The organism is Rahnella inusitata (assembly GCF_018288855.1).
Lineage (GTDB): Bacteria > Pseudomonadota > Gammaproteobacteria > Enterobacterales > Enterobacteriaceae > Rahnella > Rahnella inusitata.
Genome location: NZ_CP065024.1, coordinates 2,084,487 through 2,107,588, shown reverse-complemented (window position 1 = coordinate 2,107,588; position 23,102 = coordinate 2,084,487). Strand labels below are relative to the sequence as shown.

At 52.2% G+C, this 23,102-nt stretch carries 22 protein-coding genes; 11 read left to right on the top strand and 11 right to left on the bottom strand.

The annotated features are described in order from the left end of the window. Positions 1-8 precede the first annotated feature (8 nt). Entirely contained in the window at positions 9-410 is a 402-nt protein-coding gene (locus tag I2123_RS09885; RefSeq protein WP_213052321.1) for a fosfomycin resistance glutathione transferase, read from the bottom strand. Between the two features lie 139 nt (positions 411-549). Between I2123_RS09885 and I2123_RS09880 the strand changes: the two genes are divergently transcribed. Together I2123_RS09880 and I2123_RS09875 are read left to right on the top strand one after the other, a co-directional pair. Then, positions 550-771, top strand: coding sequence for a DNA-binding transcriptional regulator (locus tag I2123_RS09880; protein WP_112168840.1), 222 nt, complete (start codon positions 550-552; stop codon positions 769-771). Positions 772-909: 138 nt separating this feature from the next. After that, the gene (locus tag I2123_RS09875) at positions 910-1,965 is read left to right on the top strand and encodes a phage integrase (protein WP_213052320.1); all 1,056 of its coding nucleotides are present in this window, start codon (positions 910-912) and stop codon (positions 1,963-1,965) included. Positions 1,966-2,279: 314 nt separating this feature from the next. Here the strand turns inward: I2123_RS09875 and I2123_RS09870 are convergent, their stop codons facing one another. From I2123_RS09870 to ftnA, 4 genes are all read right to left on the bottom strand, one after another. Continuing rightward, complete coding sequence (locus tag I2123_RS09870) at positions 2,280-2,615, bottom strand: YebY family protein (protein ID WP_112168779.1); 336 nt, start codon at positions 2,613-2,615, stop codon at positions 2,280-2,282. Positions 2,616-2,665: 50 nt separating this feature from the next. After that, entirely contained in the window at positions 2,666-3,550 is an 885-nt protein-coding gene (copD, locus tag I2123_RS09865) for a copper homeostasis membrane protein CopD (protein WP_213052319.1), read from the bottom strand. Positions 3,551-3,553: 3 nt separating this feature from the next. After that, positions 3,554-3,940, bottom strand: coding sequence for a CopC domain-containing protein YobA (gene yobA, locus I2123_RS09860; RefSeq protein ID WP_208640422.1), 387 nt, complete (start codon positions 3,938-3,940; stop codon positions 3,554-3,556). Positions 3,941-4,076: 136 nt separating this feature from the next. Continuing rightward, positions 4,077-4,583, bottom strand: coding sequence for a non-heme ferritin (gene ftnA, locus I2123_RS09855; RefSeq protein ID WP_112168776.1), 507 nt, complete (start codon positions 4,581-4,583; stop codon positions 4,077-4,079). Positions 4,584-4,990: 407 nt separating this feature from the next. On the opposite strand from ftnA, the gene I2123_RS09850 reads away from it, so the two are divergent. Beyond that, the gene (locus tag I2123_RS09850) at positions 4,991-5,221 is read left to right on the top strand and encodes a DNA polymerase III subunit theta (protein ID WP_112168775.1); all 231 of its coding nucleotides are present in this window, start codon (positions 4,991-4,993) and stop codon (positions 5,219-5,221) included. 34 nt (positions 5,222-5,255) lie between these two features. Here I2123_RS09850 and pip read toward each other — a convergent pair whose 3' ends face one another. The 4 genes from pip to dbpA all read right to left on the bottom strand — a co-directional run bounded on the left by pip (position 5,256) and on the right by dbpA (position 10,719). Further along, the gene (gene pip / locus I2123_RS09845; protein WP_213052318.1) at positions 5,256-6,212 is read right to left on the bottom strand and encodes a prolyl aminopeptidase; all 957 of its coding nucleotides are present in this window, start codon (positions 6,210-6,212) and stop codon (positions 5,256-5,258) included. Positions 6,213-6,654: 442 nt separating this feature from the next. Further along, positions 6,655-8,694 carry a S9 family peptidase gene (locus tag I2123_RS09840; RefSeq protein WP_213052317.1) on the bottom strand — a complete coding sequence of 680 codons (2,040 nt, stop codon included), beginning with the start codon at positions 8,692-8,694 and terminating at the stop codon, positions 6,655-6,657. A gap of 119 nt (positions 8,695-8,813) precedes the next feature. After that, a complete protein-coding gene (gene yebF, locus I2123_RS09835; RefSeq protein ID WP_112168772.1) occupies positions 8,814-9,179 on the bottom strand; it encodes a protein YebF in 366 nt (121 codons plus the stop codon). Positions 9,180-9,330: 151 nt separating this feature from the next. Further along, complete coding sequence (gene dbpA, locus I2123_RS09830) at positions 9,331-10,719, bottom strand: ATP-dependent RNA helicase DbpA (RefSeq protein WP_413529913.1); 1,389 nt, start codon at positions 10,717-10,719, stop codon at positions 9,331-9,333. A gap of 254 nt (positions 10,720-10,973) precedes the next feature. Here dbpA and purT point away from each other — a divergent pair, with 254 nt between their 5' ends. After that, complete coding sequence (purT, locus tag I2123_RS09825; protein ID WP_213052316.1) at positions 10,974-12,152, top strand: formate-dependent phosphoribosylglycinamide formyltransferase; 1,179 nt, start codon at positions 10,974-10,976, stop codon at positions 12,150-12,152. A 99-nt stretch (positions 12,153-12,251) separates the two neighbouring features. Here purT and I2123_RS09820 read toward each other — a convergent pair whose 3' ends face one another. Continuing rightward, entirely contained in the window at positions 12,252-12,431 is a 180-nt protein-coding gene (locus tag I2123_RS09820) for a YoaH family protein (RefSeq protein ID WP_056778924.1), read from the bottom strand. A 179-nt stretch (positions 12,432-12,610) separates the two neighbouring features. On the opposite strand from I2123_RS09820, the gene pabB reads away from it, so the two are divergent. The 4 genes from pabB to I2123_RS09800 all read left to right on the top strand — a co-directional run bounded on the left by pabB (position 12,611) and on the right by I2123_RS09800 (position 18,136). Next, on the top strand, positions 12,611-13,987 hold the full coding sequence (pabB, locus tag I2123_RS09815; protein ID WP_213052315.1) for an aminodeoxychorismate synthase component 1: 1,377 nt from the start codon (positions 12,611-12,613) through the stop codon (positions 13,985-13,987). Further along, positions 13,984-14,586, top strand: coding sequence for a CoA pyrophosphatase (locus I2123_RS09810; RefSeq protein ID WP_112168769.1), 603 nt, complete (start codon positions 13,984-13,986; stop codon positions 14,584-14,586). The genes pabB and I2123_RS09810 overlap by 4 nt, the downstream gene beginning before the upstream one ends. A gap of 168 nt (positions 14,587-14,754) precedes the next feature. Continuing rightward, positions 14,755-16,119 (top strand): L-serine ammonia-lyase, encoded by a 1,365-nt coding sequence (locus I2123_RS09805; protein WP_213052314.1) that lies wholly within the window; start codon positions 14,755-14,757, stop codon positions 16,117-16,119. Between the two features lie 436 nt (positions 16,120-16,555). After that, the gene (locus I2123_RS09800) at positions 16,556-18,136 is read left to right on the top strand and encodes an EAL domain-containing protein (protein ID WP_213052313.1); all 1,581 of its coding nucleotides are present in this window, start codon (positions 16,556-16,558) and stop codon (positions 18,134-18,136) included. Positions 18,137-18,203: 67 nt separating this feature from the next. On the opposite strand, the gene I2123_RS09795 is transcribed toward I2123_RS09800, so the two are convergent. Further along, a complete protein-coding gene (locus I2123_RS09795; protein ID WP_213052312.1) occupies positions 18,204-19,763 on the bottom strand; it encodes a TerC family protein in 1,560 nt (519 codons plus the stop codon). A gap of 605 nt (positions 19,764-20,368) precedes the next feature. Between I2123_RS09795 and manX the strand changes: the two genes are divergently transcribed. The 3 genes from manX (at position 20,369) to I2123_RS09780 (ending at position 23,076) form a co-directional block, all read left to right on the top strand. Next, the gene (gene manX, locus I2123_RS09790) at positions 20,369-21,331 is read left to right on the top strand and encodes a PTS mannose transporter subunit IIAB (protein ID WP_112168765.1); all 963 of its coding nucleotides are present in this window, start codon (positions 20,369-20,371) and stop codon (positions 21,329-21,331) included. Between the two features lie 93 nt (positions 21,332-21,424). After that, positions 21,425-22,222, top strand: coding sequence for a PTS mannose/fructose/sorbose transporter subunit IIC (locus I2123_RS09785; RefSeq protein ID WP_213052311.1), 798 nt, complete (start codon positions 21,425-21,427; stop codon positions 22,220-22,222). An 11-nt stretch (positions 22,223-22,233) separates the two neighbouring features. Beyond that, positions 22,234-23,076, top strand: a complete 843-nt coding sequence (locus I2123_RS09780; RefSeq protein ID WP_112168764.1) for a PTS mannose transporter subunit IID — start codon at positions 22,234-22,236, stop codon at positions 23,074-23,076. The last annotated feature ends 26 nt before the right edge of the window (positions 23,077-23,102 follow it).

Genomic DNA, 23,102 nt, shown 5'->3' with positions numbered 1-23,102 from the left:
TAATAGCCTCAGAAGAACTCCATTTCATCGTATGGATTTTCTTTGCACGAACGGAGCCGGCTTTCAAGATCACCACAATGAACCTCTAACTGATGGCCATCGGGGTCCAGAAAGTAAATTGACTCCCCTTCACTCTTGTTGCTTTTCCACTCTATAGCACCGGCCTGCTGTATTTTCTCTCGAAATGACGGCATGTCATCTGAAGCGATCGTAAAGGCGTAGTGAGTGTAATCTGCCTTGCGTTCTACAACAGATTCCAACGATAAACATAGCCACAGATCTCCTAGCGATATGTAAGCCCCTTTCGCCCATCTAGCCCGAGGTTTAAAACCAAGAACATCTACATAGAAACCAAAACTGCGCGGTAAATGACTGACCGCGAGAGTGAGGTGATTCAATCCGGACAGCATAATTCCCCTTTTGATTTGATTGAGTTATCTTGAATTACCATAACTAAAAACTGTGTAAATCACTGTAATTTAAGATGTATGCTCAACGCGATAACATACAATGAGTGCATCTGATTAGAATGATTATATGGTGATTATTATGATGCATTGCCCCAAATGCCAGCACGCAGCTCACGCCCGTTCAAGCCGTTACCTCAGCACCAATACCAAAGAGCGTTATCACCAGTGTCAGAATATCAATTGCAGTTGCACGTTCAAAACTCATGAAACGATCGCCGATATTATTGTTGAGCCAGGAACCGTCCATGCCGTGCTGCTGCATCCGGATAAACATAGTCAGCAGTCGTTGCAAATGCACTGAGACGAAGCCCGCGAAAGCGGGTTTTTACTTTCATAGATTCAGTGAATTAATCCCCTTACATGTATACGACTGACTAAATCAAACATTTACACTGTTTTTATATACAGTAAAATTCACATTCTCAAAAAGGAGGATGTGATGAGTGTAAGAAAGCTGTCTACCGGTAAATGGTTATGTGAATGCTACCCGAACGGGAGTGGAGGTAAGCGATGCCGCAGGCAGTTTGATACCAAAGGTGAAGCCGTTGCCTTTGAAACTTACACCATGGACCAGGCAAAGAACAAACCGTGGCTGGGTGAGAGGGAAGACCGGCGGAAGCTTAGCGAACTGGTCGATCTCTGGTACAGCCTGCACGGCTGCTCTCTGAATGATAAAAAGGGACGGTTGGGCAAACTGAAGATTATCAGCGCGGGAATGGGTGACCCGATAGCCAGTACCATCACGCCGAGAGACTGGGCGCATTATCGCGATCAGCGGCTGCGCGGTGAGATTGATAACGGCTATAGTACCAGTCTGGCGACACGTAAGGTTTCGACCGGCACGGTGAACTGTGAGCACGCTTTTCTGCGGGCGGTGTTCAATGAGCTGAAACGCCTGGGAGAATGGTCGCTGCCAAACCCTCTCGAGAATATCCGCGAGTTTGATCAGCCGGAACGCGAGATGGCATGGCTGAACCAGGAACAAATTCTGCGGCTCATGGCGGCCTGTGCAGAGCATGGGAATGATGAATTAACGCTGATCGTTAAACTCTGCCTTTCGACCGGCGCACGCTGGAATGAGACCGCCAAAATCAAGAGCTCGCAGATCTCCCCGTACAAACTCACCTTCATCAATACCAAAGGGAAAAAGAACCGCACCGTCCCCCTCGCCCGCCCGCTGTATGACGAATTGATGGCCCGCGAAGGTGTGCCCTTCTCGCCCTGCTATAAGCAGTTCTATCGGGTGATCAGGCTGGCGGGCATCGAACTGCCAGAAGGTCAGATGACGCACGTTCTAAGGCACACGTTTGCCAGTCACTTCATGATGGCCGGCGGCAATATCATTGTGTTACAGCGCATCCTCGGGCACTCAGATATCCGCGTCACGATGCGTTACGCACACTTCGCTCCCGATCACCTGGAAGACGCTATTTACATGAATCCGCTGGCTCAAATCAGTGGCGATAAAATGGCGATGGAGAATCCAAATGAGTAACATTGAGGGTAAGTGAAAAGAGTCTAAGTGATTGTTTTTATTATAAGTGGTTGATTTCAAAAACAGGCAAAAAAAAGACCGAATACGAGTCCTATATTCGGTCTAGGGAAATGGCTCTTGGGAGAGAGCCGTGCGCTAAAAGTTGGCATTAATGCAGGCGGTTAAGCCGTACAAAGTAAAGAATAGCCGACGTCTGACTATTTTCCACTCAACTCGCAACATAGTGATAATAACAATGCTGTATTATTTTCATTATGTGACAACATTCTCAAAGCATGAGTTTAACAACATTCACTTATTCGCTGCACAGCAACTCAGCAGAGCGATTCCGCTTTGGTGATAAATGGCGCGAGGCTCATTTTTTGTCCCGGATTTTGCGGGTCATCCAGCCAGATTTTTTCCAACGGAACTGCCTGAACCTGACGGTTTTTAACCTGCTCTTTCGCCACGTCGTTCAGAGGATATTGCGCCAGCGTGCTGTCGTTGATCACATACAGCGCATGGCCCGGGCGGCATTGCAGCATGACTTCTTCACGGGTGAATGCCCACGCCTTTCCGTACTGTAAGCGGCTGACCGTTTCCAGCTGTGGCGCAGCCAGACTGCTGGCGGATAAGGTCAGCAGCACGCAGGCAAGCAGTGTTTTCCTCATGATTTTTCCTCGGTAATGATTAAATTCTTAATAGGTTATAAAAGGCCACTTCAGCGCGGCGCCAGTGTGGCAAACAGGCTCACCAGCAGCAAAACCAAAAGCGCCAGCCCCCACTCAATCCATGTCATCAGTACAAAACGGCGTTCGGTATGACCGGAGTCCTTACCCATCAGCGGCACCAGACGATAACGGTTGTACACGGCGACAGCGGCCATAATGCCGACCAGCAGAATCTTGATAACCAGAAGACATTGATAAAGCGACGTCAGCTCCGTCGGCCAGCGCTGCAAAACGATGGCGGTATTGACGATGCCCGTGAGTATGACCAACGCGACAGCGGCATGACCCCATGTCGAAAAACGGATCAGCGTGGCGATGGCAAAAGGCCGCAGCTCAGGTTTACGGGTGTAGTACATGCACGCCAGCAGCGGGAGCAAGCATCCGAACCAGTAAGCGGCACTTAGCAGATGCACCATATGATTGAGACGGTGGATGAGCCCTAACATGCCGTCATGCATGGCCGCATGGCCGATCAGCGCCTGACTCAGCAACAAACCGAGCGAGCACAGAAACACCAGCAGATTGCGCACCGACAGCCAGTCCATCAGCAACACCAGCATCAGTGCGGCGGTCAGCAGCAAATGCCAGCGCCAGACTTCACCAAACGTAGTGGTCAGCACCAGCAACCAGACATTCAGGTTCAGGCCATCACTCCAGCCATTACCCATCAGCATGGCCTGAATCGACAGCATCCCGACAGACGTTACCGCCGCAACCGCGCCAAACCACATCATCAGTGTCTGGTTTTTTCGCAGTAACATCGCCGAAAAGCCGGCCGGTGCCAGCAGGGAGCAAAACACGCTCAGCCCGAATATTTGCATCAGGGAGGCAAAATGGGCGAACCGGCACAGAACAAACAACGCAGTCAGGCTCATGACTTACTTAACGGTGAAGCTGTACTGACCATTCGTTTTATGACCGTCGACCGACACCACGCTCCACGTCACCCAATATTTACCCGGGCTCAGCGCGTCGGGTAACGGGACAACCGTCTGGGTATTGTCATTGGCAGCGAGCGTTAACGCGCCAGTTTTAACCGCTTTTTTATCTGCACCGGTCAGGGTGATTTTGCTGAAATTTGGTTCGATACCTTCACTGAACCCGAGTGAGAGTTCTGTCGGGCTGGCGGCAAGAACGGTGTCCGCAGCGGGCGTCTGAGTTTTAAGATGTGCATGCGCAAAGGCTTGCGATGAGATAAATCCGCTCAGCAATACGGCTGAGACTGCCATGGCACGGCAAAGAGAGGTGGTTTTTTTCAACACGATGATTCCTTGGCTTGCGTAACGATGAATTTATAACGCCGTCACTTTATCGCAAACCAACCCAAAACGTTTGTCATAAATGCATAAAAAAACGCAGAAGCCGGAGCATTCTGCGTTTTATGTGCATCACAAACGGGGTTTACGCCGCCGGGGCTTGCGCTGCCATATTTTTGAGATCTTTATCAACGAAGAACAAGCCGTTGCCGGTATTGCTGACCAGCGACAGTTTGTCGAGAACGGATTTGAACAAGGTCTCTTCTTCATGCTGCTCTGCGACGTACCATTGCAGGAAGTTGAAGGAAGAATAATCTTTCAGAGTCATCGCCAGATCGGCCAGTTCGTTGATTTTCTGAGTGATCAATTGCTCATGCTCGTAAGTCTGCATGAAGAGATCGGACAGAGACTCAAATGTCACCGGCGGTGCAGCAATCGCGCCCAGCAAAGGCAATGCACCGGTATCGCTGACATATTTGAACAGGCGATGCATGTGATCCATCTCTTCCATGGAATGCTTTTTCAGAAACGCAGCCGCACCTTCGTAGCCTTTGGCGCTGCACCATGCACTCATCTGCAAATATAAATTGGCAGAATAAAACTCGAGGTTCAGCTGTTCATTAAGCTGATCGATCATTTCTTTTTTAAGCATGATGCGGCTCCATAAATAAATTAAGGCAGGGGAATGGGTTTATTTATCCGCATTATGCCCGCATCGACACAAAATAAAAACAGGCGATTCACATTAATATCCACATAAGCAACATTTAATTTTATTTCATTGATTTAAAAGGATTAATTATAATGGCAAATATATAATAATGAGAACCATTAACATGCATGTATATATTAAAAAGAATCATTCCTATTTGATAAAATAAAACCCCCGGTCTAATTGAAGCTAATTATCAATTCCACAACGTGAATGGTTCTTATTCACCCGCATAACATCAGTAATAATTTAGCTTAATGGCTGTTCATAAAAATAAGATGTCAGCATTCACCCCGGCGGTGGCCTCGGGTACAATGCCGGTCAAAACAGAGTCACGGGATGTCGCAATGAGTATCAATCTGGCGGAAATCAGTAAAGAAGAGATGGATCGCATCAACATCGATCTGGCGGCCTCGGCGGTCGCTTTCAAAGAGCGTTACAACATGCCGGTTGTCGCTGAAATGGTGGAACGCCAGCAGCCTGAGCACCTGCGCACGTACTTTCGTGAGCGCGTGATGCATTACCGTGGGGAATCACATAAATTCTCCCGCTTACCTTACGAACCGAAGCAAAAGTAACGTTGCTGGCGCAGGTAAACGGGATTAGGAAAGATTAACGGCGGGTAGCAAATTGCTGGTTGGTGCGGATCAGTTGATCGAGAATGCCCGGCTCATCAAATGAGTGCCCTGCTCCTTCGATAATGTGCAGCTCGGCTTCCGGCCAGGCTTTCGCCAGATCCCAGGCGTTTTGCACCTGACAGGCCATGTCGTAGCGGCCATGCACAATCACCGCAGGAATGTGACGGATGCGGTCGACATTTCTCAACAGTTGATCGTCGGTCTCTAAAAAACCCAGATGTGTAAAGTAATGGTTTTCGATACGGGCAAAGGCCAGCGCAAAGTTATCTTCACCAAACGACGCCGAACCTTCCGCAGGCAGAAGCGTGACTGTTTCCCCTTCCCACAGGCTCCAGATTTTAGCGGCCTCCAGTTGCACTGCGCGGTCGTTTGACGTCAGTCGCTTGTGATAAGCGGCGATCACGTCTTTGCGTTCTTCTTCTGATAAAATTGACAAAATCCGCTGCCATTTTTCCGGGAAGAATCGCGATGCCCCGTCCTGATAGTACCAGGTCAGTTCCTGCTTACGCATGGTGAAGATACCACGCAGCACCATCTCGCTGACATGTTCGGGATGCGTCTGGGCATAGGCCAGCGCCAGCGTGGAACCCCACGAACCGCCGAACACCAGCCATTTCTCAACGCCTGCCATTTTACGCAGACGCTCGATATCTTCCACCAGATGCCATGTGGTGTTGTTGTCGAGGCTCGCATGAGGCTTTGAACGCCCGCAGCCACGCTGATCAAACAGCATGACGTCATAATCATTCGGATCAAACAACTGACGGTGGACGGAGGAACAGCCGCCGCCGGGGCCGCCGTGAATAAAGACTGCCGGTTTGCCTTGTGGGTTTCCGCTGCGTTCCCAGTAAACCTGATGGCCGTCGCCGGTATCAAGCATGCCGCTGGCATAAGCCTCACGCGGTGGATACAACCCTTTTAATTTTGGCATGACATTTCCTGTTCTAGTTGGCCAGAGTATTGATGGATACATTTACAACCCAATAACAGCGCATCAGCCAGCCAACAACAAGTTGTAATCCACGAAAATCGGCTTTTTGTATGCTGTTCGCATACTTATCACGCAATTTCTTTTTCCCCCGCTAAGCGGCGGCGTATTCCGTGACTGTAAAGTACTGTTGGAAACACAAAGGAGCTTGCAACCGGAACGGATTTGGCTCTAAATAGGTGAGCAACCCAATCCACCAGCTTTAAAGAGAGGCGATTATGAGTAAAGGAATGGATAGCAAAAAGAATGCGAAGAAAAAGCCATTGAAAACCCCTGCCGAAAAAAAGGCTGATAAAAAAGCCAAGAAAGCATCTGCTTAACAATGTACTTCGTAGAATAAACCCGCCGAGCGCGGGTTTTTTTATTTAGATGAAATTTTTTAGATTTAGTTTTTCGAAGCCAGCGCTACCACGAAGGCGTACTCCAGCGCGATATCCTCGTAAGCTTTAAAGCGACCGGATTTGCCGCCATGCCCGGAATCCATATCCGTGTGCATCAGTAGCTGATTGCTGTCGGTTTTCACATCACGCAGCCTGGCAACCCATTTTGCCGGTTCCCAGTATTGCACCTGAGAATCATGCAGACCGGTGGTGACCAGCATGTGCGGATATGCCTGTGCACGCACCTGATCGTACGGGCTGTATTGCAGCATGTAGTCGTAATAAGGCTTTTCGTTCGGATTACCCCACTCGTCGTATTCGCCGGTCGTCAGCGGAATAGACTCATCGAGCATCGTGGTGACGACGTCGACAAACGGAACCTGCGCAACAATGCCGTGATACAAGTCCGGCGCCTGATTGATGATCGCCCCCATCAGCAAACCGCCCGCGCTACCGCCCATTGCATAGACCTGTTTCGCATCGCCATAGCCTTCGGCCACCAGCTCTTTAGTGACATCGATGAAATCATGGAAAGTGTTCAGTTTGTTGAACAGTTTACCGTCGTCATACCATTGCTGACCAAGCTCAGCACCGCCGCGGATATGCGCCAGCGCGAAAACAAAACCGCGATCTAACAGGCTGAGACGACTGCCGCTGAAAGCAGGATCCATACTGCTGCCGTAGGAACCGTAGCCGTAAAGCATCAGCGGATTCTGGTGCGGTTTGAAAAGTTCATGGCGGTAGACCAGCGACACCGGCACTTTCACGCCGTCGCGGGCTGTAACCCAGACCCGTTCGCTGCGGTAATTCGCCGCATCAAAATCTTTCACTTCCTGCTGCTTGAGCAAGGTGCGTTCTTGCGTATCCAGATCCAGCTCAAACAAGGTACTTGGCGTGGTCATGGAAGAATAGCCGTAGCGCAGCAGCGCGGTATCCGGTTCCGGGTTGTATGCCAGCCAGGTGGTGTAGGTCGGATCGTCAAACGCCAGCGATTTTTCTTCGCCGGTTTGCCAGTGGATTTGACGCAGATGCGTCAGCCCCTGTTCGCGCTCTTCCACTACCAGCCAGTCTCGAAACAGACTGAAGCCTTCCAGCATCACTTCTACGCGCGGTGCGATCAGCGCCTGCCAGCCGGACTCTTCGCCGTTATCACTTTTATACAGGCCGAAATTTTTGCCGTCTTTGTTCGAACGGATATAGAACTTGCCGAGGTAATGATCGAGCGCGTACTCGTGATCTTTACGGCGCGACAGAAACACCTGAGGTTTTGCCTGCGGATCGTCAGCATCGAGCAGCAAAATCTCGGATGTCGTGGTGCTGTCGAGATGGATAAGGATGTATTTTTCTGAGGTGGTTTTATCCAGCCCGACATAAAACGTGTCGTCTTTCTCTTCGTACACCAGTTTGTCGGTTTTCGGATCGGTGCCGACAACGTGGCGATAGACCTGATATGGCAGGAGGGTTTTCTTGTGTTTGCGCACGTAATACAGCGTTTGAGAATCGTTCGCCCATTCGCTGCTGCCGGAGGTGTTTTTCAGCAGATCGTCAGCCCAGGTTTCGTCATCCAGATTTTTGATGCGGATGTCGTACTGGCGGCGTGACAGAAAATCTTCAGCAACGGCCATACGTTTGTTATCACGGCTGATATCGAGCCCGCCCAGCGTATAAAACTCACTGTCTTTGGCGCGCTCGTTACCGTCGATAAGCGTCACCCACTGTTCGTGTTCGTCAGCAGGCTGGCGCAGATAAATGGCGTATTCGTTGCCCGGCTCGTAGCGGGTCTGATAGCGGAAACCGTGTTTAACATAAGGAACAGAATGATCCTGCTGGGCAATGCGCGCCACCATCTCGCCATAGAGTGTTTCGCGCAGCGCCTGATGCGGTTTCATGGCCTCATCGGTGTATTCATTTTCAGCTGTGAGATAAGCCAGAACCTGAGGATCGGTGCGGTCATCGTCACGCAGCCAGTAATAGTTATCGACGCGTTCAGTACCGTGCGCGCTCAGGATTTTAGGGCGTTTCTCAGCCTTTGGAGGTGTCATCATCGCGGGATCTCTTTGTCCTCTTAGTGGTATGACAAGAGTGACAGGTTTAGGCGGGGAAACCAAGAGACGGAAATGAAAGGAATAATGCGTCCGCCCAAGGAAACGGACGCAGGTATAACTCAGACTGGCGTGCTGTAACTGATTTCACCGAGCTGGCAATTGAGTGTCACCTGATACGTTTTGTCGGTGTGATCGCCGCGAACTTTCAGCGGAATGGTCCACTTCGCGTTATCGCCGCCGATACTGTCAGGCGCCACCCACGCCACCGGCGTAGACGTGCCGAGCGTTTTCTTGTCCGCATCCCAGCGTGGAATGCGGTTTTGCAGGAAATCACGTTTAACCAGCGCCGCAATCTCATCTTTGCTGGCGGTAGAGCAAGGCGCGACCGTTGCCGTTCTGACTTCAGGCTCCGCAGCCTGCGCTACCTGAGTCATCCCGCTCATTCCTGCTATGGCGATCACTACGCCTGAGATCATCTTTTTCATTATTCGTCTTCCCGCTTTTTGTCGATCATTACCAGTGACCTTGCAGGATTTATATCCCTACAACTGACAAGGTCATCGCTTGCGATAGATAATATAATCCCCAACAAGGTAATAACACAACATTAACAATATGACGAACAACGCATAATGCTTACCGTAAGATGATGGCTTTGCAGTTCTTGCCTTTGATCTTCCCTTCCTGCAAACGCTGCAACGCCTTTTTGGCACTCTTCTGACGAATCGCCACGTACGCGTGGATTGGGAACATATCAATTTTACCGACTTCGGCAGCGGTCAGGCCGGCTTCACCGGTCAGCGCGCCGAGAATATCACCGGGGCGGATTTTGGCTTTACGGCCACCGTCGATGCACAGGGTAGCCATGACAGGATCCAGCGCCACCGGCGTAGCGGCCAACGCCTGCGCAGCCGGCTGCCAGACAAAGGTCTGACGGGTGTAATCTTCCAGTGCGTGAACACGACCCATTTCCTGCGGCGTGACTAAACTGACGGCCAGACCGCTGGTGCCTGCACGGCCAGTACGGCCTACGCGGTGGATATGCACTTCAGGGTCGAACGACAGCTCGTAATTGATCACCAGACCGAGATCTTTGATGTCCAGCCCGCGCGCCGCCACGTCGGTGGCGACCAGCACGCGGCAACTGCCGTTGGAGAAACGTACCAGCACACGGTCACGGTCACGCTGTTCAAGATCGCCGTTAAGCGCCAACGCGCTGATGCCTTTGGCGGACAGCGCATCGCAGACATCCTGACAATCGCGCTTAGTGTTACAGAACACCACGCAGGACGTGGGCTGATGCTGATACAGCACCGCTGCCAGCAGCGACAAACGCTGATGTTTGTCGGCTTCGATAAAGACCTGCTTGATATCCGCAACGTCTTCTTCGCCTTCGATTTCGACCTTCAACGGCTGACGCTGGAATTTAGAACTAATACGCTCGATGCCGTCCGGATACGTCGCGGAGAACAGCAGAGTCTGACGGGCGGGCGGCGTGTAGCTGACCACGTCTTCAATGTCTTCGCTAAAGCCCATGTCCAGCATGCGGTCGGCTTCATCCAGCACCAGCACTTTCAGCTGATCCAGCTTCAGGGTGCCTTTACGCAAATGTTCCTGAATACGCCCCGGCGTCCCCACCACAATATGCGGCTGACGGACCAGTGATTCCAGCTGCGGGCCGATTGACTGGCCACCGCAGAGGGTCAGAATCTTGATGTTCTGGGTAAAGCGAGCCAGACGACGTAACTCTTTACTCACCTGATCCGCCAGTTCGCGGGTCGGACACAATACCAGCGCCTGAGCGTAGAACTGCGCCACGGTGATACTGTTCAGCAAACCGATCCCGAATGCAGCTGTTTTGCCACTACCGGTTTTGGCTTTGGCCAGGACGTCCTGCCCCTGCAAAATGGCAGGCAGTGAAGCGGCCTGAATCGGGGTCATTTCGGTATAACCCAGTTCGGTCAGGTTAGAAAGTTGCTCAGCGGGCAGTGTCAGGGCTGAAAAGGAATGCGTGCTCAAGGCGATAACTCTTTATGTGAGGCAAAAATCGAAGCAGCGGCAGGTGGTCTGACGCCATGGTTTGGCTAAATGATAACAGAGACGCCCGCTGACTGCCTTAAACGGCAGAAAACTGGCTGAAAAAATCCCTTGGACGCCCTGCTTTGCTCCGCGACGAATTCGGCGAACCTGCTGCGCAATCGTTTTCGTTGCCCATTAATTCAGATATACTGCGCGCCGAAATTCTCATTTTTCTTCATCACAGATCTGGGTACGAAGCTATGTTAACCATTGGTACTGCACTGCGCACCGGCGCCACCCGCGTCATGTTGTTAGGCTCTGGCGAACTCGGGAAAGAAGTGGCGATTGAATGCCAGCGTCTTGGCCTGGAAGTGATCGCCGTGGATCGTTACGCCGATGCACCGGCAATGCAGGTCGCTCATCGCAGCCATGTCATTAATATGCTGGACGGCGACGCCCTGAAACAGGTTATCGAAAGCGAACGTCCTGACTTCATCGTGCCGGAAATCGAAGCTATCGCCACCAGTATGCTGGTCGAGCTGGAAAAACAGGGTCACAACGTGGTGCCTTGCGCCGAAGCCACGCGCCTGACCATGAACCGCGAAGGGATCCGTCGTCTGGCTGCCGAAACGCTGCAACTGCCGACGTCTACTTACCAGTTTGCGGATGACGAAGCCTCTTTTCGTCAGGCTGTAGACGCAATCGGTTACCCGTGCATTATCAAGCCGGTTATGAGCTCATCGGGTAAGGGCCAAAGCCTGATCCGACGCGCAGAACAGCTGCAAACCGCCTGGGATTACGCGCAGCAAGGCGGTCGTGCCGGTGGCGGTCGCGTCATTGTAGAAGGCCTGGTGAAATTTGATTTCGAGATAACTTTGCTGACCATCAGCGCCGTTGATGGCATCCACTTCTGCGCGCCAATCGGCCATCGTCAGGAAGACGGAGATTACCGGGAATCCTGGCAGCCACAGCAAATGACCGAACTGGCCCTGCAACGTGCGAAAGAGATTGCCGAAAAAGTCGTAAAAGCCCTTGGCGGCAAAGGTCTGTTTGGCGTCGAACTGTTTGTGTGCGGCGACGATGTGATCTTCAGCGAAGTTTCACCGCGCCCGCACGATACCGGCATGGTGACGCTGATTTCTCAGGATCTCTCCGAGTTTGCCCTGCACGTTCGCGCCTTTCTTGGCCTGCCGGTGGGCAATATCCGCCAGTTCGGCCCTTCCGCCTCAGCCGTTATTCTGCCTGAGCTGACCAGCAGCAACGTCACCTTCAGCGGTCTGGAAAATGCGCTGACCGGTTACAATCAGGTTCGCCTGTTCGGCAAGCCGGAAATCAGCGGAAAACGCCGTCTGGGCGTTGCGCTGGCGATTGCAGATAACGTCGAAGATGCGGTAGAACAGGCCAAACAGGCCGCCGCTGCGGTGGTCGTGAAAGGTTAATTCCTGCGAATTTCGCACAAAAAAAACCGGACGCCTGCCAAGGCTCCGGTTTTTTTTCATCACAACGTACCTGAAAGAGAAAACTTTCAGGACGGGATGTTATTCGTCTTCGTCATCAAAAATGACGGTCACGCGATCGCCTTTGTGCGTTTCACGGATTTCTGCCGCAACGGTGGCAATGGCTTCGCCGCTGCTCATGCCGTTTTCCATTAACTGGCGGATACGATCGGCGGCCTGTTCTTGTTCGTTATGTGATAGTGAAGGCATACCTGTCAGCATGGGAGGTTCCTGTTGTACGTGGTGATTGTTGCAAGATAAACAACGCCCGCAGGCTGCGGGGTTGCACAGTATACGCCTTATTCATGCAAATCGCCTGTGCTGGTTTCCGGGGGCGGAATCTATGTTAGGATCGCAGGCCTGTAACGTCATTCATCGCGCCAGAGAAACTGAAACCCGTCATGCAACCCGCTCACTCCCTTGCTTTCCACCCTTTGCCGTATCAGCCGGACGCGCTGCTGACGCAGTTCGCGCCGCTTTCAGTTTTGCCGTGGGCAATGCTGCTGCATTCCGGCGCAGCGCAACATCAGCACAACCGCTTCGATATTCTGGTCGCCGATCCGCTGGTTACTCTGACCACACGCGGTGTGGTCACGCAGATCTCGAGTAAGGGTACCGTGGCATCACGGAAAGAAGATCCGTTTGCGTTGCTGGAAGAACAGCTCTCCGCCTCGAAACTGCAGGCGGAAACCTCTGATGATTTTCCGTTTCTGGGCGGTGCACTCGGCCTGTTTGGCTACGATTTGGGCCGCCGCGTTGAGACGCTGCCAGACATCGCGCAGCGCGACATAACGCTTCCGGACATGGCGGTCGGTATTTATGACTGGGCGCTCATTGCCGATCACCATTTACAGCGTCTGACTCTGGTGTGTCATGGCGATATTCAGGCGCGTATACGCTGGCTGGAACAGCATACGCAACCGGTGAACAGGCTGCCTTTCCACCTTGATGCGCCGTGGCAGGCCAATATGAGTCGCGAAGAATACGGAGTGAAATTCCGCCGGATTCAGGAATACATTCACAGCGGCGACTGCTATCAAATCAATCTGGCGCAACGGTTCGCCACGGCCTATCAGGGTGATGAATGGCAGGCGTTTCTGCGGCTGAATCAGGCCAACCGCGCGCCCTTCTCGGCGTTTCTGCGGTTGCCGGAAAACGCCGTGCTCAGCCTTTCTCCCGAACGCTTTATCTGGCTGAAAGACCAGCAGATCCAGACGCGACCAATTAAAGGCACGCTGCCGCGCTGTGAAGATCCGGCCGAAGATGCCCGTCAGGCGGAACGTCTGGCAGCATCGGAAAAGGATCGCGCCGAGAACCTGATGATCGTCGATTTACTGCGTAATGACATTGGCCGGGTGGCGACGCCCGGCAGCGTGCGGGTGCCGGAATTGTTTGTCGTCGAACCCTTCCCGGCGGTGCATCATCTGGTCAGCACGATTACCGCCGAATTACCGGCTGACTGCCATGCCAGCGCCCTGCTGCGTGCCTGTTTTCCAGGCGGCTCTATCACCGGTGCGCCAAAAGTCCGCGCGATGGAAATTATCGAAGAACTCGAACCCCAGCGCCGCAACGGTTATTGCGGCAGTATTGCTTACATCAGCTGCTGTGGCACGATGGACAGCAATATCACCATCCGCACTCTGCTGACTGAACAGGGTAAAATCTATTGCTGGGCAGGCGGCGGGATTGTGGCGGACAGTCAGGAACAGGCAGAATATCAGGAGACGTTCGATAAAATCGCCCGCATTTTGCCGCAGTTAGGAGATGCTCAGCCGTGAGTTTGCTGGAACAACACCCGCCGGTGCAGACATTTTCGCCCGCAGTGAAAGATTTCATTCTGCGCTTTCAGTTACAGCAGCCGCGCAGGCCCGCGCCGCTGCTACGCGGCACCCGCCATGCAGCAGTGTTGATCCCGATTATTTGCCGCGAAGAACCCACGATTTTGCTGACCCGCCGCTCAGACAGCCTGCGCAAGCACGCCGGTCAGGTGGCGTTTCCGGGCGGAGCGGCGGATGCCACGGATGCGTCGATTATCGCCACTGCGCTGCGCGAGACGCAGGAAGAGGTCGCCATCCCTCCTGAGCAGGTACATATATTAGGCACTTTAGCCCCGCAGGACAGCAGCAGCGGTTTTCAGGTCACGCCGGTGATCGGCCTGCTGCCGGTGGATGTCACCTTCCATCCGGCGGAAGATGAAGTGGCGGAAATATTCGAAATGCCGCTTCAGGAAGCTTTCGATCTGGCCCGCTATCATTCTTTGGATATTCATCGCCGTGGCACTCATCACCGGGTGTATTTATCCTGGTATCAGCAGCAATTTGTCTGGGGATTAACGGCGTCGATCATTCGTCAGCTGGCCCGGCAGGTTAAAGACTGACCTCAGTGGTTACACATCGATCACACTTTCGCATCAAATAAGTTTATTTCATGCGAAAATAGACACTTTTGCCCCAAAGCCCTTTTACACTATAGATCTAGCCACAAATTCATTTGTGGCTGTCAGGGATCCCGTTCCCTGCCGTTTTCCATTACAGGAGTATTCGACGTGATTAGCGTTTTCGACATGTTCAAGGTCGGGATTGGCCCTTCCAGTTCCCATACTTTGGGCCCGATGAAAGCCGGTAAACAGTTCGCTGATGACCTGCTCGAACAGGGCATGATGCCTGCCGTTACGCGTGTCGCCGTGGACGTTTTTGGCTCCCTCTCGCTGACAGGTAAAGGCCACCACACAGATATCGCCATTATTTTAGGTCTGGCCGGTAACCAGCCTGACACCGTTGACATCGACGGCATTCCGCACTTTATCCGCGACGTTGAGCAGCGTGAGCGTTTGCCGCTCGGCACCACCCAGCACGAAGTCGATTTCCCGCGTGACACCGGTATGGTGTTTCGCAGCGAGAACCTGCCGCGCCATGAAAACGCCATGCAGATCCACGCGTTTGCTGGTGACAAACTGGTGTACAGCAAAACGTATTATTCAGTTGGCGGTGGTTTTATCGTCGATGATGAGCATTTCGGCCAGCCGGTACTGGATGAAGTGTCCGTTCCTTTCAGCTTTAATTCGGCCAGTGAAATGCTGGCAAAGTGCAAAGAAAATGGCCTCTCGCTCTCCGGCTTGATGATGCAAAACGAGCTTGCACAGCACAGTAAGCAAGAGATTGAGCAATATTTCGAGAAAATCTGGCACACCATGCAGGCGTGTATCGATCGCGGTTTAAACACTGAAGGCGTGCTTCCCGGCCCGCTGCGTGTTCCGCGCAGGGCATCGGCTCTGCGCCGGATGCTGGTGTCCAACGATCAGCTGTCTAAAGACCCGATGAACGTGATCGACTGGGTGAATATGTTTGCGCTGGCGGTGAACGAAGAAAACGCCGCCGGTGGCCGCGTGGTCACTGCTCCGACTAACGGTGCCTGCGGGATTGTTCCGGCGGTGCTGGCGTATTATGACAAGTACATTCAGTCCGTCAGCCCGGATATTTATCTGCGCTATTTCCTCACCTCCGGCGCTATCGGCATTCTTTATAAGATGAACGCGTCGATTTCAGGTGCGGAAGTGGGCTGCCAGGGCGAAGTCGGCGTGGCCTGTTCAATGGCCGCCGCCGGTCTGACTGAATTACTGGGCGGCAGTCCTGAGCAGGTTTGCGTGGCGGCGGAAATCGGTATGGAGCACAATCTGGGGCTGACCTGTGATCCGGTGGCCGGTCAGGTTCAGGTGCCCTGCATCGAGCGTAATGCTATCGCGTCGGTGAAAGCCATTAACTCGGCACGCATGGCGCTGCGCCGCACCAGTGAGCCACGGGTTTCTCTCGATAAAGTGATTGAAACCATGTACGAAACGGGCAAAGACATGAATTCCAAATACCGCGAAACGTCACGCGGTGGTCTGGCGATAAAGGTGCAGTGCGACTGATATTACTGAGTTTTTCTCTTGGCGGCGTCACATTGCCAGATGGTTTTTGGCCGTGTGACGCACAAAATACCGCACCGGTACTATCGTGTAGCCATTAACTCTTCGCTAAGAACAACCTTTTGTATTATCAATACATAATGGATATGACACTTGCTTTATACCCCGCGGGTACGGCATGCTGATTTCCGCGTGTTTAGCCACTCAGGCTGCTTCAATAGGTTCTAGCGCTCAAACGTCCAGGATTCACAGGTGTAAAATGCGTGACAACGTCACAGACAGGGATTTTCTTTCAGTTTTACACCCGATAAAGAGAAAGAGCCTGCTTCGATTTACAGCTACTATCAATAATAACAAAACGGCTGTTACGCCCAGGTAAACCCTTTATAAATGACTATTTGTGAGCCTGCACATTACACGGGATACAAGGATTAGAACGATGCTGTTCTCCCAGACCGGACTTGCGAAGTATCGCTACTATCGCCTTGCGTTGGCCGGCGCTATGGGTTTATTGACCCTTATTCTTACGCTGGGTATTCGTATTTACGAACAAAGTCGGGTTATCTCTGCGGATCAACAACGCGTGGCGATGCACACCGTTGAAAAACTCGAAAAACTCCTTGAACCGGCTTCCCAGGCCGCGCGAAAAACACACGTTGACCCGGAGCTCACCTGTCGTGAATTACAACCTGCCATGCAGCAAACCGTGGCACGCATGCAAACCTTGCGTTCTATCACGCTGGTGACCAATGGCACAATTACCTGTTCAAGCCTAATTGGCGCGCTGGATCTGAGTTTCAGCAAAACCCTGCCGGATATCGCTCAGGGCCGAACGCGGCTGGAGCTTCGCGCAGCAAAATTAAGCAGGTTAGATATTCCTACTTTGCTGCTCTGGCAACCTGCCACGGCTGATAATCTTAACGGTGAACTGTTCGTCTATAACATCGGGATCCTGTCGAATTTCCTGCTCGAACCACAGCCTCCGTATGCGCGCCATATTGTCCTGAACGTGGTGAAGCAAAGCCTCGAATATGGCAAGAATGAAATCATGCAAAGCATGAATTTACCGCAGCGACCGTTGCTGACCGTAAAATCACCGAACTATGATTTTTCCGTGTCAATTTATGGTGAGGAAGCGTCCGCGCTGGCCTGGTCCGAACTGGCTTCCCATCTTCCTCTTTCGGTGTTGATCAGTTTGCTGACCGCAACGGCGGTCTATTTGTTATCCGGCAGCCGGATCAGTCTGGCGTATCCGATAAGCCACGGGATTTCGCACCGCGAATTCAAAGTCTATTGTCAGCCGATTATCAACAGTGTCGATGGCCGCTGTATTGGTGTCGAAACGCTGATGCGCTGGAAGAATCGCCGACAGGAATGGGTTTCGCCCGATGTTTTTATTCCGCTGGCAGAACAGCATGGGCTTATTATCGGGCTGACACGCTATCTGATTAAAACGGTTACCGATAATCTCTCCGTCTTCCCCGCCACTTCCGGTTTTTACGTCAGTATTAACGTCGCCGCGCAGCATTTTAATAATATGGAAATTGTGGATGACATCCGCAAAATCTGGCTGCCTGCGCAGCCTTCTGTCTCGTTAATGCTGGAACTGACTGAGCGCACGCGCTTGCAGGAATTGCGAGCCGCCGAGATTTCACAGTTGAAAGAGATGGGGATATTACTGGCGATCGATGATTTCGGTACCGGCCACAGTTCACTAAGTTATTTGAAAACGCTGAACCCGGACGTGCTGAAGATAGACCAGGCGTTTACCGCCTCGATTGGTACTGATGCGATCAACGCAACGGTTACCGATACTATCATCACGCTGGCGCAGCGGCTGAATCTCAAGCTGATTGCCGAAGGTGTCGAAACTCGTGAACAGGTCGATTATCTGCGTAAACGCAAAGTCGATTCCCTGCAGGGATACTATTTTGCCAGGCCGATGCCGATTGAGGTATTCCCGATCTGGCTGGCGCGGTATGAGAAATCCACCCAGGCCATGCAACCGGTTGATGAATAATCGCTGAGAGTAAGAAGCATAAAAAACGGCGACCGGAGTCGCCGTTTTAAACAGAAGTGAACCGCTATTACTGGTCTTCTTCCCAATGGTCTTCAGACTGGATTTTCGTGATCCGCACGCGCTCGATCCGATAATCTGTCACGTCGAGAATTTCAAAGTGCAACGAGGCCATTTCAATCACTTCACCTGCGACCGGCATCTGGCCAGATTTCGATAACAACAGACCCGCCAGTGACGCAAAATCATCGTCCGGGCTGACCAGCGTGTTAATGTCCAGGATCTGCTGTAACAGATGTAAATCCGTGCCACCCTTGGCTATCCAGGAATCACCGTCGGCAATCACGTCTGGCGTTTCGTCCTCGTCCGGGAATTCACCGGCAATCGCTTCCAGCACGTCCAGCGGCGTAACCAGCCCCTGAATCACACCAAATTCGTTGCTGACGACCACCAGACGGCCTTTCGCTTTACGCAGCACGGCCAGCAGATTGATGACATCCATCGTTTCCGGCACCACGATCGGTGGCGTTTTCTCGGCAAAGGCCACGATGCTTTCACCCTTTTCCAGCGCCACCAGCAGATCTTTCGCCCGCACCACGCCGATCACGTCATCCAGAGAATGACGGCAAATCGGGAACAGACTGTGCGGCGTGTCCAGCAGCTGGCTGCGGATTTCAGCCGGTGAGCGTTCGCAGTCCACCCAGGAGATCTCGGTGCGCGGCGTCATGATGCTGCGCAGCGAACGCGAGGCCAGCGTCAGTACGCCGGTTATCATGTGACGTTCTTCTTCCGCAAAAGTCTCATTGGCAGGAACGGTATCACCTGAGGGTTCGTCTTCATTCTGATGCTGACGTTTCCCGCCCATCAGACGCTGAATCGCCTCGGCCGTACGTTCACGCATCGGTCGTGTGGACTGGCTTTTCAGGAAGTTACGGCGTGCAATCTGGTTGAACAATTCAATCAGAATGGAGAAACCGATCGCGGCGTACAGATAACCTTTCGGAATATGGAAACCAAAACCTTCAGCAATCAGGCTCAGACCGATCATCAGCAGGAAGCTGAGACACAGCACCACCACCGTCGGATGATTGTTCACAAAACGGGTCAGCGACTTCGACGCCAGCAGCATGACACCCATGGCAATCACCACTGCCGTCATCATGACGTACAGGTTGTTGACCATGCCAACGGCGGTAATCACCGCATCGAGTGAGAACACGGCGTCCAGCACCACAATCTGCGCCACGACCGACCAGAAGCTGGCGTAGCCGCGGTTTTGCGAACCGTGCTCTTCATGCCCCTCCAGCCGTTCGTGCAACTCCGTCGTCGCTTTGAACAGCAGGAATACCCCGCCGAGCAACAGGATCAAATCGCGTCCGGAGAAACTGAACTGCGCAATGCTAAACAGCGGCGTGGTCAGTTTGACCATCCACGAGATAAGCGACAGCAGGCCTAAACGCATAATCAGAGCTAGGGATAAGCCGATGATACGTGCTTTATCACGCTGTTTTGGTGGCAGTTTGTCCGCAAGGATGGCGATAAACACCAGGTTGTCGATACCCAGAACAATTTCCAGAACGACAAGTGTCAGCAAACCGACCCATATTGAAGGGTCCATCAAAAATTCCATGTCAGACTCCGCAATGAGTTAAAGAAAAAAGACGCAAAGAAACGCGATTCGCTGGGCAATCAGAGACCTGGCAAAGTGTTTTAGCTGTATGACTTACAGATGAAAGCGGTTTCAGTGCGGCAAAAATCAGGCCCATTGGGGCGGATTTGCCGGTAACGATGAGGTGAAAAAGCGAAGAATAGTGACGTCGGTGACAGTCCATAGGGAGGGCTGAGGCCCGGTACTCCTGTTCAATTATTTGGAAAATCACTTTATCAGGAATGATTATCGGACGAAAGTGCGATCTTTTACCTCCTGCATTATTCTGAAACATCTATGCTGTTTTATTAGGCACGTGGAAGCGTATTCACAATACGTCTTTGAATAACGGACAGTCGTCACAAAATTTATTTTTTCACACACTAAAATAAATCACGTCGCACAACCTGTTGAGGTTCTGCCGTTTTACTGTTTATCAGTGTTATCAGAAATTAACGGACATTAGTGGGTTCATTCTCACGCAGGGAACGCTCTGTCCGCCTCAGGAATAAAAACGGGCGGATATCATCATCAGCACCATTACTTATGTGCATAACTCTTAACCGAGTTAACAGAGGAGGTAGCGAGTGAGTATTGCTATTATCATCGGCACGCACGGGTCAGCAGCTGAACAGTTGTTGAAAACAGCGGAAATGATTTTAGGTGAGCAGGATAATGTCGCCTATATCGATTTCGTACCCGGCGAGAATGCCGAAACCCTGATCGAAAAGTACACGGCAAAGTTGGGTGGTTTAGACACCAGCAGCGGCGTCCTTTTCCTGGTCGACACCTGGGGTGGCAGCCCGTTTAACGCCGCCAGCCGCATTGTTGTCGATAAGGAAAATTACGAAGTTGTCACCGGTGTTAACATCCCTATGCTGGCAGAAACTTTCATGGCCCGTGATGACAACCCGTCCTTCGCAGAACTGGTTGCTATTGCAGTGGAAACCGGACGTATCGGCGTGAAAGCGCTGAAAACCCCGGAACCTGCCACAGAAGCGCCTGTCGCCGCACCGGTACCGAAAAAAGCCGCCCCGGTTCAACCTTCCGGTCCGAATGACTACATGAAAATCGGTCTTGCCCGTATTGATGACCGCTTGATCCATGGCCAGGTCGCGACCCGCTGGACCAAAGAAACCAACGTCAACCGCATTATTGTCATCAGCGATGAAGTGGCTGCCGACACCGTGCGTAAAACGTTGCTGACTCAGGTTGCTCCTCCTGGTGTTACCGCACACGTTGTCGACGTGGAGAAAGCTATCCGTGTTTACAACAACCCGAAATACGCCGGCGACCGCGTGATGTTGTTGTTCACCAACCCAACCGACGTTCTGCGTGTGGTTGACGGTGGCGTGAAGATTACATCGGTCAACATTGGTGGTATGGCATTCCGTCAGGGTAAAACCCAGGTGAATAACGCCGTGTCCGTCGACGAGAAAGATATCGAAGCATTCAAAAAACTGAATGAAAAAGGTATTGAACTTGAAGTGCGTAAAGTGTCCTCGGATTCACGTCTTAAGATGATGGATCTTATTAATAAGATGAATTAATAAGCACAGGCGTCAAACGCAGATTTTCTCAACGTTATCTGCATCTGATGTGCTTGTTTTTACTCAGCGTCCTTTGGTCATAGGAGAAGTGCAATGGAGATCACCACACTACAAATTGTGCTGATATTTATTGTTGCATGTATTGCCGGGATGGGTTCGATTCTGGATGAATTCCAGTTTCACCGTCCGTTAGTTGCCTGTACTTTGATCGGTTTTGTTCTGGGTGATGTTAAAACCGGGATCATTATCGGCGGTACGTTGGAAATGATCGCGCTTGGCTGGATGAACATCGGTGCTGCTGTTGCGCCGGATGCCGCCCTCGCCTCCATCATTTCTACCATTCTGGTTATCGCAGGCGGACAGTCTGTCGGTGCCGGTATTGCATTAGCCATCCCTCTGGCTGCAGCAGGTCAGGTATTAACCATTATCGTTCGTACTATCACCGTTGCCTTCCAGCATGCTGCTGATAAAGCCGCTGAGAAAGGAAACCTGAGCGCGATTACCTGGATCCACGTTTCGGCGCTGATTCTGCAGGCAATGCGTATCGCTATTCCAGCCGTGATTGTTGCTGTTTCCGTGGGTACTGCCATCGTTCATGACTTGCTGGCATCGATTCCGGAAGTGGTCACCAACGGTCTGAATATTGCGGGTGGTATGATTGTCGTCGTCGGTTACGCCATGGTCATTAACATGATGCGTGCTGGCTACCTGATGCCTTTCTTCTACCTCGGTTTCGTGACTGCGGCATTCACTAACTTCAACCTGGTTGCACTGGGTGTGATTGGTGTGGTGATGGCAGTGCTTTACATCCAGTTGAGCCCGAAATACAACAAATCTGCGCAAGCAGCGGCAGCTCCGGGTGTTAACGACCTCGATAACGAATTGGATTAAGGGTGAAGGACATGGTTGATAAAACTGAAGTTAAAAAACTCACGGCAGGCGACATCCGCGGTGTGTTTATGCGCTCCAACCTTTTCCAGGGGTCATGGAACTTCGAACGTATGCAGGCTCTGGGCTTCTGTTTCTGTATGGTGCCTGCTATTCGTCGTCTCTATCCTGAAAATAACGACGATCGCAAAGCGGCAATTAAACGCCACCTGGAATTCTTCAACACCCATCCATATGTTGCCGCGCCGGTTCTGGGCGTAACGCTTGCGATGGAAGAACAGCGTGCCAACGGCGCTCCTATCGACGACGCGGCCATCAACGGCCTGAAAGTCGGTCTGATGGGTCCTCTGGCAGGTGTGGGTGACCCGATCTTCTGGGGTACTGTACGTCCGGTGTTTGCTGCGCTGGGTGCGGGTATCGCGATGACCGGGAGTCTGCTTGGGCCATTGCTGTTCTTCGTATTGTTTAACCTTGTACGCCTGCTGACCCGTTATTACGGTGTAGCTTATGGCTACAAAAAAGGTGTCGATATCGTAGGTGATATGGGCGGCGGCTTCCTGCAAAAACTGACCGAGGGGGCGTCGATTCTCGGCCTCTTTGTCATGGGGGCACTGGTTAACAAATGGACGCACGTTAACATTCCGCTGGTGGTATCGAAGATAACCGACCAAACCGGTCATACCACGGTCACTACGGTACAGACGATTCTGGACCAGCTGATGCCGGGTCTGGTGCCATTGCTGCTGACCTTCGGCTGTATGTGGCTGCTGCGTCGGAAAGTGAATGCGTTGTGGATCATCGTGGGCTTCTTCGCCATCGGGATCTTCGGTTACTGGATTGGCCTGTTAGGTCTCTGATAACCACAAGCCGGGGGATCACTCCT